Below are 13395 nucleotides of genomic sequence, written 5' to 3' on the forward strand. Positions count from 1 at the left end.
CCCTACAACCCCCACCATCCCAACAACCCCAACGACCCCGTCAGTGATCGCGCCGGTCCTCACCATCGCTGACAAAACGCTCGACGTGAGCGGGCTGGGCGGTACGGTCGACCTCGGGGTCAAGGTGACAACGACCGACCCCAACGACCTCGTGACCGTGAAGGTGACGGGCTTGCCGAGGTACGAGACGATCACCGACAAACTCGATGGTAAGACGTTTAGTGGCAAGAACATCACCTTGACGGCAGCGCAGGTCGACAGCGGATTGACGCTGCAATCGAACTACAGGGGCGCGGCTCATCCGCTGGCGACGCTGACGCTGACGGCAACGGCGAAGGACCCGGTCACCGGCGCCGTCGCAACAGCCTCGCCGCAGACCATCGCCGTAACGGATCCTCGGCCTGCGACCATCACAACGTCGTCGCTGGCGGTCACCCATACGGATCGCAAGCTTGCTCCCGCCAATTGGCAACGGTCCTTGGCAGCCCAGGGCTCTGCGCTGCTGAACGAGCACAGGGACCTGGTCGCCGGCGCCACCAGAACCTTGGCGCCCCAAAACACCGCCATGGCGGATCACCCATTTGCGACCGGCACAGCCAGAGCGTCGCTGGCAAGCCAGAGCTTTGCGCTGCTGAGCCAGTACTTGGCCGGTAATTCCGGCCCGGTCGATCCCGGCCAGATCGTGGCTTCCTTGTCGAATAATGGAGGCAATTGGAATCACGACTCGTACCTGACCAGACCGCAACATTGATCGCCGCCGCACCCGGGGGTTCGGCCCTGGGTGCGGCGCCGTCAAGTTTGTGAATGCAAGGGGGATGGAACGCGGACGTATCCGCGAAGGGTTGTGCCAAGATGGCGATGCAGAACGAGAATACCCATGCCGTAGACCTGGGACTTCGATCTTTGGCTCTGTTCCTGCGCTCTCATGGCGTAGACGCCAAACTCAACCAGATCCGCGAGCGCTGTGGCGGCGGCAGTGCAATCGGCATCCGCGCGATGCTTCGCTGCGCCCGCTCGCTCGGGCTTGAGGTCGGTTCGCGCAAGACACATTGGAAACAACTTGCGAGCGTCCGACTGCCTGGCATCGCTTCGTTGCATGACGGCGGGTTTCTGCTTCTCGGGAAGGTCGACGACAACGGAGCGGTTGTGCTGCATCCGCCCTTGTCAGGGCCGAAGCGGCTCACGCGCGAGGAATTCGAGGCAATCTGGGACGGCCGTTTGATCCTGGCCGGATCACAGAACCTTGCGCAACGGGCGCTTCATGCCCTTGCCGGCATGGCTACCCGCGGGCGTGATCTGGTACGCCGCGCCCGCGATACCGTGTTGCCTGCGCGGTTCGCCGATCGACGCGATACGGCCGTCGAGGCGGCGAGCACCGCACCCGAAGGCGGCGATGATTCAGGGCTCATTGCCTTGGCGATATTGATGCGTTGCCATGGCATCGCGGCCGACCCAGACCAGATCCGGCATCGGATGGGCGCGGCGCCAGTGGGCGTTACCGAAATCCTGCGCTGTGCAAAAGATTTTGGACTCAAGGCTCAGGCACAGAGGACAAACTGGAATCGGCTTGCGGTTACTCCGCTGCCTGGAATCGCCGTGCTTCGGGACGGTGGATACCTGATCCTCGGCAAAGTTGTCGACGACAAGCTCCTCGTTCAGCGCCCATCGTCGCCGCAACCCATCACAATGACCCAGGCCGAGTTCGAGGCCATCTGGGACGGCGGCATCATCCTGATGACCCGGCGCGCGGCCCTGACGGATCTCTCTCGACGGTTTGATATCGGCTGGTTCCTCGGCGCGGTCCACAAGTACCGCTATCTTCTCAGCGAAGTGCTTGTCGCGTCGTTCTTCCTTCAGGTTTTCGCCCTTCTCTCACCGCTATTCTTCCAAGTGATCATCGACAAGGTGCTCGTGCATCGAAGCATGAGCACGCTCGATGTTCTGGTCACTGGTCTCGTCGCGCTGACCGTTTTCGAAACTGTCCTCGGCACGCTGCGCGTCTATCTGTTCGCGCATACGACGAACCGCATCGACGTCGAGCTCGGCGCCCGGCTGTTTCGTCACCTGATGGCGTTGCCGATCGCATATTTCCAGACACGCCGCGTGGGGGATTCGGTTGCACGCGTCCGCGAGCTCGAAAATATCCGCCAATTCCTGACGAGTTCGGCGCTCACGCTTGTCATCGATCTCGTCTTCACCGTCGTTTTCCTTGCCGTGATGTTCTATTACACGACCTCGTTGACGCTGATCGTTCTGGCGTCGTTCCCATTCTACATCGGCATTTCCGCGGGGGCTGCGCCACTGTTTCGCCGGCGCCTCGATGAGAAATTCGATCGCGGCTCGGAGAATCAAGCTTTCCTCGTCGAGACCGTCACGGGCGTCGAGACGCTGAAGGCCATGGCGGTCGAGCCGCAGATGCAGCGCCGCTGGGAGGAGCAACTCGCCGCCTATGTGACCGCAAGCTTTCGCGTGCTGAGCCTGAACAATACTGCGAGCCAGGCGGTGCAGCTGATCAACAAGCTGGTCGTCGCCGCAATCCTGTACTTCGGTGCCAAGCTCGTGATCGGCGGCGACCTGACCGTCGGCGAACTCGTCGCATTCAATATGCTGGCATCACGCGTGAGCATGCCGGTGCTGCGGCTCGCGCAGATTTGGCAGGATTTCCATCAGGCTCGCCTGTCGATCGATCGTCTGGGCGATATCCTCAACACCATTCCCGAGCCAAGCTTCAATCCTGGCCGCGCCGCGCTGCCGGCGATCCGCGGGCGGGTGACATTCGAGCACGCGACTTTCCGCTACCGGATCGACGGCCCCGAGGTGCTGCACGACGTGTCGTTCAGCGTCGAGCCCGGTCAGGTCATCGGCATCGTGGGCTCCTCGGGCTCCGGCAAGAGCACCATTGCTAAGCTGATACAGCGGCTCTATGTGCCGGAGAGTGGACGCGTGCTGGTCGATGGCGTCGATCTGGCGATGGTAGACCTGACCTGGCTTCGACGCCAGATCGGAGTCGTCCTGCAAGAGAACGTGCTCTTCAACCGATCCATTCGCGAGAACATCGCGCTCTCTGATCCGGCCATGCCCATGGAGCGCGTCATTGCTGCGGCATCGCTCGCCGGTGCTCACGATTTCATCCTGGAGCTGCCAGAGGGCTATGACACCGTCGTCGGCGAACGCGGTAGCAGTCTTTCCGGCGGGCAGCGCCAGCGTGTGGCGATCGCTCGGGCACTCATTACGGACCCGCGCATCCTCATCCTCGACGAGGCGACCAGCGCCCTGGATTACGAAAGCGAGCGCGCCATTCAGCAGAACATGAAGCGAATTTCTGCCGGCCGAACCGTCTTTGTCATCGCTCATCGGCTCTCGACTGTGCGTCACGCGAACCGGATCATCACGATCGAGCATGGCCGCATCGTCGAGGACGGTACCCATGAAGACCTGATCCGCTCGAACGGGCGTTACGCAAACCTCCACTATCTGCAGGCTGGCATCCATGAAGTCCGCTAGTCAAAACATCGTCGAATTTCCGGGAGTCAAACTTCGTCGCCACGAGCACGAAGTTGCGTTCCTGCCAGCGGCGCTCGAAATCACCGAGTCGCCGCCGTCGCCGATCGGGCGCGCGATCGGGGCGAGTATCATCGCGGTCTTCTGCTTCGCGCTGGCGTGGGCGTGGTTGGGCACAGTCGATATCGTCGCAACCGCGACGGGCAAGATCGTGCCAGGCGGGCGCACCAAGCTGATCCAGCCGTTCGACACGGGCGTCGTCCGCGCCATCAACGTACGCGATGGACAGAGCGTAAAGGCTGGCGACGTCCTGATCGAGCTCGACCCGACCATGGCGGACGCCGACCAGGAGCGCCAGAAAAGCGATCTCCTTTCGGCCGAACTCGACGTCGCGCGGCTGCGCGCGGCGCTCGCGGAGGATCCTCTTGCGGCCTTCCGGCCGCCGCAGGGCGCGAGCGCAGCGGAGATCGAGATGCACCGCCAGTATCTGGTCAGTCAGCTCGCCGAACAGAACACCAAGCTCGCCGAGATAGATCGCGAGCAATCCCAGAAAGAAGCGGAACGATCGACCACTTTGGCGAGCGGGGCGAAGCTCGAGGCGACGATACCGCTGCTGCAGGAGCGGGTCGACATTCAAAAGCAGCTCGTCGACAAGGCACTTGCCTCGAAGGTCCTCTATCTCTCCGAGTATCAGGAGTTGGTCGGCCTTCAACAGGATCTCAACCTGCAGCAGAGCCGGCTGCGCGAAGCCGACGCAGCCATCGCGTTGCTAAGGGAAACGAGGGAAAAGACGACCGCGGAGTACCGGCGCGCGACCTATGAGGCGCTCGCGAAAGCCGAGCAGAGAGCTGCGAGCACTGGGCAAGAAGTGATCAAGGCTGAGCGGCGCACGAAGCTCCAACAATTGACCGCGCCGGTCGATGGCGTCGTACAACAACTGGCCGTTCATACGGTGGGAGGCGTGGTGACGCCCGCTCAGCCACTGGCCGTGGTGGTGCCCAGTGAGAGCCATCTCGAGATCGAGGCCATGCTCTCCAACCGAGACATCGGATTTGTCCATCCGGGACAGATGGCGGAAATCAAGGTCGACACATTCAACTTCACCCGCTACGGGCTTCTTCATGGTGAAGTGGTCAGCGTGTCATCCGATGCCATAGTTCGCGACCGGCAACCGACCGGGTCGAACGACCGTGCGTCGGGCGCAGCGCAGAGCGACAGCGAGCCGAGAGATCAGGAACTCCAATATGCCGCACGCGTTTCACTTGACCGTACGGACATGCAGGTGGATGACAAGCTCGTCAAGCTCGGTCCGGGCATGGCGGTGACGGTTGAGATCAAGACCGGCACGCGCAGTATCATCGGCTACTTCCTCTCGCCTCTGGCGAAATATCAGCAGGAATCGCTACGCGAGCGGTAAAGCCGGCTTCCAGACGACGAACCTCCGTCGGGCCCGTCACGCTCCGAAGAGAACGCGGCGCGGTCCGCCATCCTTGTAGCCCACCCTTCCCGTCGGCGCCCGAGCAGGATGCGCGACGCATCCTCTCGGCTGTCGGCAGGCATGCTCCTATTGGATGAGTGGGTGCGGACCAAGGGCTACCCCCAATTCATGAAGAGGCCTTGGGTTCGGCAGCGTGCTAGGATTCCGCCCAGAAGTGCGGAGGGGAAACCGTGGCCCTGAACATAGTCGGCCAGGCTAGGTTGAACACGCTCGCTTTCGAGACCAGTGCGCCCACCAGGGCCACCGGCTTTCGGGAACACGACGCGGGTTGGTGGTTCGGGCACCTAGGCGCCGAAAAGGAGCCCGAGAGGGACTGGACATGCCGGACCGGATCGTAAGTTTTGTCATGAGCGGCGGCGTCGGCTCACGGCTGTGGCCGCTGTCGCGCGAAGACAACCCCAAGCAGTTCCACGATCTTTCGGGCGACGGCTCCATGCTAGCGAAGACGGTCCGGCGCCTCAAGGCGCGGCCGGATGGCGAGACGCCCATCTACCTCATAGCGTCCGAGCGGCATGCCGACCGCCTTGTGTCGGACATCGGTCCGCTCGGCCTCAATGGCGGCAGACCGATTTTCGAACCCGTAGGCCGCAACACCGCCGCGGCGGTCGCGATCGCCACGCTGCAGACGATATCCGAGCATGGCGGCGATGCGCTTGTGCTCGTGGTCCCCTCCGATCATGAGATATCCACCGAAAGGCAATTCTGGGAAACCGTCGAGACGGGCAGGCCGGCGGCCGCGTCGGGACGGATCGTCGTATTCGGCATCAAGCCGACACATCCCGAAACCGGGTACGGTTACGTCGAGGTGTCGGCGAATGGCGACGGGGTGGCCGCCGTCTCGCGTTTCGTCGAGAAACCCGACGCCGAGACAGCCCGCCACTATGTGTCTTCGGGACACTTCTACTGGAACGCCGGCATCTTCCTGTTTCGCGCCGACACGATGCGGCAAGCGTTTCTCGACTTCCGGCCCGACATCTGGGACGGCGCCGAGCGGGCGTATAAGACCGCACGGGCCGATATTTCCGGCATCTATCTGCCGCAGGGCTTCTACTCGGCTGTCCCGTCGACATCGATCGACTACGCTGTCATGGAGCATGCCCACGGCATCGCGATGGTCACGGCCTCCTTCCGCTGGAATGACCTTGGATCGTGGCAATCGCTGCTGGAAGCCAGCCCGACCGACCGCGACGGCAACGTCGTGATGGGCGACGTCGTCGCCATGGATTGCGACAGTTCCTACCTGCGCAGCCAGGGCAGGCTGCTGACCGTCATCGGAATGAAGGATGTGGCGGTGGTGGCCACGCCTGACGCGGTGTTCGTCGCGCCCGTAAGCCACAGCCAGAACGTGAAGAAGGTCGTCGAACAGCTGGAGAAGAGCGGACGCCTCGAGACAAAATTCACGGCGTCGGAAGACCGCGTCATTGTCAGCGGATCATGGCGCAAGCGCGTCGAGCACTGGCTCTTCGAGGAAACCCTGCCGCTGTGGTCGACGGCAGGTGTCGACGATGTGCATGGCGGCTTCCACGAGGCGCTGGGTTTCGATGCAAGGGCGCTCGGAAAACCCAAGCGCATGCGCACGATGGCGCGCCAGATCTATGCGTTCGCGGTGGCCAAGGAACGCGGCTGGGACGGACCCGCCGACAGGCTCATCGACCATGGCATCGGCTTCATCGCCAAACACGGCCGCAGCGACCGCGGCGGCTGGGTGCGCACCCTCAATTGCAACGGCAGCGTGGCCGATCCGGCGGAGGACGCCTACGACCATTCCTGCGTGCTGCTGGCGCTTGCCCACGCTCATCGATGCGGCCATGGCGACGCCTTGCGGCTTGCCCAGGAGACATTTGGTTTCATCGACAACCATCTCGAGGACGGCAGCCTGAATGGCTTCCTCGAGAGCCCCGGCTGGAACGGAGTGCGGTTCTCGAACCCGCATATGCACATGCTGGAATCCTTCCTTGCCTGGCATGACGTCACCGGCGACCGCGCCTATCTGCGCCGGGCGGCGCGCGTCATCGATCTCTTCCGGTGCCATTTCTTCGACCAGGAGAGCTGGACGCTCGGGGAGCGTTTCGACGTCGACTGGCTGCCTCTGCCGGGAGACGACGGACAGTGGACCGAACCAGGGCATCATTTCGAATGGGCCTCGCTGCTCGTCGAGTTCTCCCGGGCGAGCGGGCAGAAGGACCTGGTCGCCTACGCGAGGAAGCTCTATTCGTCGGCGGTCGCCAGCGGACTGAACCGGGCCACGGGTCTGGCCTATGCTGCCGTGTCACGACAAGGGATACCCCTCGACCGGCTCTCCCGAAGCTGGCCGCAATGCGAGGCGGTCAAGGCGGCCGTCGCCCTGGACGGCATTGGCGGACCCGACCTGAAACCCGAGATCGAAGCGCGCGTCGCCCGCCTCTTCAGATGGCATATCGATCCGGCGCCGCTTGGGCTGTGGGTCGACAGGATCGACGAGCGCGGCAGGTCAGCGGCGACGGAGGTCCCGGCCAGCATCTTCTACCATCTGGTCACCGCGCTGATGCAGTATCTGGACAAGACCGGAGGACAGGTCGAGCCCTTCCCGATGCCAGTTTCGGATACGGGCAAGGCCTCGCTCAGGCAGGTCAACGCCTGACCCGAACGGCCCGGCATGCATTGCCGAGCCGAGGCGATTGCCGGGGAGACGCGGCCTTCATTCCGCGAGCCCAGGCTGATGGAGCGACAGCTCGGCTTCCAAGCAGGCATCATCCAAAGGGACGAACTCCGGCTGGTTGCCACCACGCGTTCGCCAGGCACGAATTCCGGTCGAGATCGGGCCGTTCCGATGGGTAGTACGACGAGCATCCGCCTTTTTGCTAAATTAGCAATTGCAGGAAAGTGAATAAGATGCTGGCTTAGCCGGCGCCCCCCAAAAGACGCTGGTTAGGCCCAGCGGCCACCCAACTCGTACCCGCGTCTGCTGGGCCGCCTTAAATCCGCAGCCGTCGCCGTTCTGCGACAACTCCGCCAGCCTATTCGACAATCGGAATCAGGACGAACAGTGTTCGGGTCGTCAGCCACACGCCGACGAGTTGATCTCGATTCTCCAAAACTACAAAGATCTGGTATTGCGGAAGCCTTGGTTGGCACGCGCACAAAATGCAAAATCTTTGCGCAAACCCACCGGACACCAGGCCCCTGCACGGACGACATCGCTAGCCAAGGGTGACAGCGAGCATTGCCGCTCCTTGTTCAGTTCGCAAGTCTATTGGGCGACTTGGGACACGGCCGACATCAGTTCCTGCGGGCTTGGTGCTCCAAACATGTGCCGCCCACCCTCTGGAACCTCGGTGAAGCTCCAGCGGACGATGCCCTGCCGGTCCAGCAGGAACTGACCTATCAGTTGTCCGTGTCCGGTCGCCATCATCTGCTCGTCGGCTTCGGTCACTTCGTACTGGTCCTTGTTGTTGAGGATTTCGCTGGCCGCAAAAGGATCCATTGGACCGGGCAACTCGCCCGGTACGTTGACCCGCATATCCTTTGCCGCTGCGATCGAGACCTTGTAGGGCCAATTCGTCTCGTCTTCGGTGAATTCGAGATTGGGAAGGCCAAAAGCGCGATGTGAAGCGCGTTCAGGGTCGGAGGCCGCAAGCAGGTTCGGCATCGGGTGGTAGCGGAAATAGAGACGTGCCCGCTCGATGGGCGTGTTGACCACCGTCAGGCTCCCCACGCCCTTTTCGCGCAGTTCCGGATCGAGCCGCGCCTGGGCGGCGATATGGCGCCGGCAAAACGCGCAATGAAGACCTCGAAACAGGCCGACCAGCACCGGTTTTTGGCCGCGAAAGTCGTCAAGCGCAATCTTGCCTTCGTGGGTGATGGCGTCGAGTATCACGTTCGGCGCACGGTCGCCCGGCTGAAGCGGTATCAAGTCAATGCGCGCTGACATTCCAACCTCCCACCCCGGCTAGTCGAGAAAAGGCAGCACCACAAGCCCTTCCGGGTCGAGCCCGTGCTGGGCGCATATACCCTGCGCCAGGGAAAAGTAGCGTTCGGCCTCGGCCAGATTGTCGAGGTCGAGATTAAGCGTTGCGAGACCATCATAGCACGGAAACAGCAGTTGCGGTTCGCCCGTTTCGCGGGCTACGTCCAGTGCTTCGTGGAACAAGCCAACCGCCAGTTCCGGACGGCCGTTGCACTGGTGGATCTGCCCTAGCACGATCAACGGCACCGACAGGTGCTCGCGCTGGTCGAGCGCCCGGTCGATCTCGATGGCCTTCTCGGCGGCAGGCACGCCCTCCGTTGGACAGCGATCCGTGAAAGTACAGCAGGCGACCGCCAGATTGGCGAGGAGGCGCGCCTGGAAGCCCAAATCACCAATATGGCGCGCCACTTCGAGGCCACGCCGACAGACCTCCATCGCCTTTGTCGGATCGATGGTCGTGTAAAGCACGCCGAGATTGGTGTAGCCGCGGCAAGCCGTGCCCAGCAGGCCGGCGGCTTCGGCCAATTCAATGCTACGCTCAACCTGGCTGACGGCTTCGCGGTCTCGCCCAAGACGAGCCAAGGCGACAGCCTTGGTATTGAGTGCCTCGGCGGTCACAAGGGTGGCATCGCGCCCCACCTCGGAGACATGCTCCGTTGTCAGAGTGCCGACGCAATCCAGCGCCGCGTCTGCCCATTTTGCCGCGAGAGCGTGATCTCCGCTACGGAACGCCTGTCGGCCACGTTCTTGCCAGAGATGCGCCTGCTCGACCGGGGCATCCGCGCCATCGAGGAGCGCTGCCGCTTCGGCATAGCGGGATACTGCGTTGTCCCGCTTGCCGACGTCCCAGAGCAGCCGACCTATCTTACGCAAAACGCGCGCCGAAGCGACACGATCGGCGGACGCGCGATATGCCTGCAGCACCGTCTCGTAGTGCTGGTGCGCGACGTCGCGGCGGCCTAGCGGACCGCTCAGATCAGCAATGCGCTCTGCGATTGCCAGTTTGAGCGGTGTTTGCCCTATTTCGCCCAATGCGGTCAGTGCTCGCTCGTAGAAACGAAGGGCGTCGTCGTTGGCGTATATCGTGCGAGCGCGATCGCCCGCCGCCTGCAGGTAATGCGCGCCCCTCTCCCGCTCGGCGCTCTGTGCGAAATGATGACCGAGCGCGGTCAAATCCTCGAGCCGTTCCGGCTTGTCGCCGCACAGTTGCTCCAAGGCTGTACCGACCCGCCCGTGGATGTCGGTCCGTCGTTGCAGGAGCAGGTTCTGGTAGATCACGTCCTGCAGCAATGTTTGCGTAAAGCGATAGCTTTGCGACGAGACCGATCCTGATCCGACAACTTCCTCGATGATTTCCGCATCGCAAAGCAGTTCGCAGCCCGCTTCCAGGCGGCCGGGGTCGGCTGTCACGGCTTTCAGAAGTGTGGCATCGAAGCGCGGACCGATTACCGCGGCTTCCTGGGCCAACCGGCGCACCTCCGGGGGCAGCCGGTCGACGCGGGCAAGCAGCATTGCCTGGATAGTGGCGGGAATGCCGGTTGCGACCTCGCCTGCCACAGTCCGCCATCGCTGGCCCTCGCGCACCAGGACACCACGATCGATAAGACCGCGAACGATCTCCTCTACAAACAGCGGGTTGCCGCCCGCACGCTCGAGGATCTGGTCGAGAAGTCCGCCTGCCGAGCTAACCCAGCTCTCGCCGAAAAGCGCCGCCAGCAATCCGCGTCCGTCATCGCTGTTGAGCGGCGAAAGCCGGAGCGCTGTGTGACTGACCCGACTTGAATCGAGCTGGTCGTTGTCCGGCGCCGGACGATGCGTGACCAGCAACATCAACCGCGTGCGTTCCAACTTATCCATCACGAAACGCAGTGCCTCGAGCGAAGCGGCGTCGGCCCAGTGCAGGTCTTCGACGACAATCAGCAGCGGCGACAAGGCAAGCCGCCGTTCGATGATTGTGCGGACTGCGTAGAGAATTTGCCGCCGCAGCTGCTCGGGCTCGACATGCTGCAGGGTGGCATCGGGGTCGCCAAGCCCAAGCACATGGTAGAGCAAAGGCATCAGCCGCTTCGCCTCCTCGCCCTGCAGGCCGAGATCGGTAAGCAAGGCTGCGAGCTTCTCCCGCATTTCGTCGCCATTGTCGTTTTGCATCATCCCGGCAGCGCTGCGCACCACTGCGCCCAAGGCGCCGAATGATTGTTCGCCCAGCGGGGAGCACGTGGCCTGCCGCACGGCGACGTTGCGAAAACGATCCTCATCGCCGACGCGGGCGACGAACTCCTTCACCAGCCGCGATTTCCCGATTCCGGCTTCTCCGACGAGGCGGACAAGCTGGGCCGAGCCGCCGCACGCCTGGTCAAGGCTCGCCAGCATTCTATTGAGCTCGGCACCGCGACCTATTAGAGGCGCGCCGAGGCCGAGCGCTTCGAGCCCACGCGCGGCACGCGGCGCCGCAAGCGGTGCATCCAGTCGATGGACGAGCACACTGCCAGCCTTGCCGCGAAGCACGACGTCGCCCAGCGACTCGTAAGAGAAGGCGTGCCGGGTCAGCCTGTGGGTGAGCTCGCCTACCAGCACCTCACCCGGTGCGGCCAGGGATTGCAGCCGTTGCGCCGTATTCACAGTGTCGCCGGTCACCGAATAGGATTTGGCGGCGCCGATGCCCAATCCTCCGGTAACGACCGGACCAGTGTTTATGCCGATGTGGAGCAGCAGAGGCGAGCCGGAACGGGGGGCGCTTTCGCCGAGCCGCGCCGTCCTGGCGATCATGTCGAGAGCGGCGCGAAGCGCGCGTTCCGGATCGTCCTCATGCGCGACCGGCGCGCCGAACAAAGCGAGCAGTGCATCGCCGATGAATTTGTCGACGAAACCACCAAAGCTTCGCACGGCCGCCGTCAATTCCTTGAACAGTTCGTTCTGCAGCGTCTGCATGACCTCGGGGTCGAGCTGCTCGCTGAGTGTCGTGAAGCCGCAAAGGTCGGCGAACAGGACCGTTACCGTCCGGCGATCGGCGTCAGAGACGGGATGCAGCTGTTCTTCGCTCTCGACGTTCGCAAGCTGCGATGCAGGTCGAGAAGGCGGCTCAAGGGTCCGGCTTGGTGTCGGAGCAGGCCGTTCGACCGGCTTTGCCGGCGCGCCGAGGCTTGTCCCGCATTTCGGACAGAACTCGAAATCAGGTGCGCAGAGGTAGCCGCAACTGCCGCATGGCACGGGCTGGCGCCTGCCACACTTCGGACAGAAAGCGAAACCGCTCGCAACCTCGAAACCGCAGCCTGAGCAGTCCATGGAGCAAGACCTCACTCGCGGCCGTGGCGGCGTGATCTCGCCAAGCGCTTCACGGCCACGGTATCCACAAGCATGAACCGATAGAAGCCGACCAGCAAGCGGCAGCGCAAATGGGCATCGAACGACCCCGTGCGTCCGGCGGCAGAGCGCTGCCGAGCCCTGCGGCTGCGTCGCCGTCTTTTGCGAAAATTCCCTCTTGCCCAGCGTCTTCCTGCTATCGTGGAGATGAGGAGACGGACCATGAGCGAGAATCGTAAGCTAGCGGCAATCCTGGCGGCAGATGTGGTCGGATATAGCCGGCTCGCGAGCGCTGACGAAGATCTTACCTTGGCGAGATTGCGGACACTGCGCAGCGACCTGATCGATCCCACTATCGCGGTGCACAACGGGCGGGTGATCAAGCGCACCGGGGATGGGGCGCTGGTTGAGTTCCGCAGCGTGGTGGATGCCGTGCGCTGCGCCGTCGAGGTTCAGAATGGCATGGTTGAGCGCAATGCCGGCGTGCCGCAGGACCGCCGCATCGAGTTCAGGATCGGCATCCATCTGGGGGATGTGGTGGAAGAAAGCGACGGCGACCTGATGGGCGACGGCGTCAACATCGCTTCGCGTTTGGAAGGCGTCGCGTCGCCCGGCGCCATCTGCCTGTCCGAGGATGCCTATCGCCAGGTCAAGGCGAGGCTCGACCTCTCAGTCAGCGATCTCGGGAGCACGCAGCTCAAGAACATCGCCGAGCCGATCCGGGTCTATTCGCTGCAAGTCGGCAGCGCCGCGACCAAGGCGGCCGCGGCCCCGGAAACCGCGACGGGCCGGCCGGCGACGGCAGCGCCGCCGAAGCTGTCCATCGCCGTCCTGCCCTTCGCCAACATGAGCGGGGACACCGAACAGGACTACTTCGCCGACGGCATATCCGAGGACATCATCACGGCACTGTCCAAACTGTCGCAGCTCTTCGTCATCGCCCGCAATTCGTCGTTCACGTTCAAGGGCCAGAACGTCCATGTGCAGGACGTGGGTGCGAAGCTCGGCGTGCGGCATGTGCTTGAGGGCAGCGTACGCAAGTCGGGGAACAGGGTGCGCATCACCGCGCAGCTCATCGATGCAACCACGGGCGGCCATCTTTGGGCGGAGCGGTTCGACCGCGACCTGACCGACATATTCGCCGTGCAGG

The 13395-nt window shown here is 63.2% G+C and carries 6 protein-coding genes and 1 pseudogene; 5 read left to right on the forward strand and 2 right to left on the reverse strand.

Translation table 11 applies throughout. The features are described from left to right. From EN738_RS18955 to EN738_RS18970, 4 genes and pseudogenes are all read left to right on the forward strand, one after another. A pseudogene (locus EN738_RS18955) lies at window positions 1-751 on the forward strand (hypothetical protein); the annotation flags it as partial. 101 nt (window positions 752-852) lie between these two features. Further along, the gene (locus EN738_RS18960) at window positions 853-3504 is read left to right on the forward strand and encodes a type I secretion system permease/ATPase (protein WP_189340381.1); all 2652 of its coding nucleotides are present in this window, start codon (window positions 853-855) and stop codon (window positions 3502-3504) included. Beyond that, window positions 3491-4918 carry an HlyD family type I secretion periplasmic adaptor subunit gene (locus EN738_RS18965; protein WP_127285033.1) on the forward strand — a complete coding sequence of 476 codons (1428 nt, stop codon included), beginning with the start codon at window positions 3491-3493 and terminating at the stop codon, window positions 4916-4918. Before EN738_RS18960 ends, EN738_RS18965 begins: the two co-directional genes overlap by 14 nt. Before the next feature lie 400 nt (window positions 4919-5318). Further along, window positions 5319-7619 (forward strand): AGE family epimerase/isomerase, encoded by a 2301-nt coding sequence (locus tag EN738_RS18970; RefSeq protein WP_127285034.1) that lies wholly within the window; start codon window positions 5319-5321, stop codon window positions 7617-7619. Window positions 7620-8228: 609 nt separating this feature from the next. On the opposite strand, the gene EN738_RS18975 is transcribed toward EN738_RS18970, so the two are convergent. After that, window positions 8229-8909, reverse strand: coding sequence for a redoxin domain-containing protein (locus EN738_RS18975; RefSeq protein WP_127285035.1), 681 nt, complete (start codon window positions 8907-8909; stop codon window positions 8229-8231). A gap of 18 nt (window positions 8910-8927) precedes the next feature. Then, window positions 8928-12227 carry an adenylate/guanylate cyclase domain-containing protein gene (locus EN738_RS18980; protein WP_127285036.1) on the reverse strand — a complete coding sequence of 1100 codons (3300 nt, stop codon included), beginning with the start codon at window positions 12225-12227 and terminating at the stop codon, window positions 8928-8930. Window positions 12228-12467: 240 nt separating this feature from the next. On the opposite strand from EN738_RS18980, the gene EN738_RS18985 reads away from it, so the two are divergent. Next, on the forward strand, window positions 12468-13395 hold a 928-nt coding region (locus EN738_RS18985; RefSeq protein ID WP_281034312.1), incomplete at its 3' end, for an adenylate/guanylate cyclase domain-containing protein.

The sequence above is a fragment of the Mesorhizobium sp. M4B.F.Ca.ET.017.02.2.1 genome, assembly GCF_003998955.1.
Taxonomy (GTDB): domain Bacteria; phylum Pseudomonadota; class Alphaproteobacteria; order Rhizobiales; family Rhizobiaceae; genus Mesorhizobium; species Mesorhizobium abyssinicae.

Coding starts and splice junctions, on each gene's coding strand:
- EN738_RS18960 (WP_189340381.1), top strand. CDS start 853: ATGGCGATGCAGAACGAGAATACCCATGCCGTAGACCTGGGACTTCGA.
- EN738_RS18980 (WP_127285036.1), bottom strand. CDS start 12,227: ATGGACTGCTCAGGCTGCGGTTTCGAGGTTGCGAGCGGTTTCGCTTTC.
- EN738_RS18970 (WP_127285034.1), top strand. CDS start 5,319: ATGCCGGACCGGATCGTAAGTTTTGTCATGAGCGGCGGCGTCGGCTCA.
- EN738_RS18965 (WP_127285033.1), top strand. CDS start 3,491: ATGAAGTCCGCTAGTCAAAACATCGTCGAATTTCCGGGAGTCAAACTT.
- EN738_RS18975 (WP_127285035.1), bottom strand. CDS start 8,909: ATGTCAGCGCGCATTGACTTGATACCGCTTCAGCCGGGCGACCGTGCG.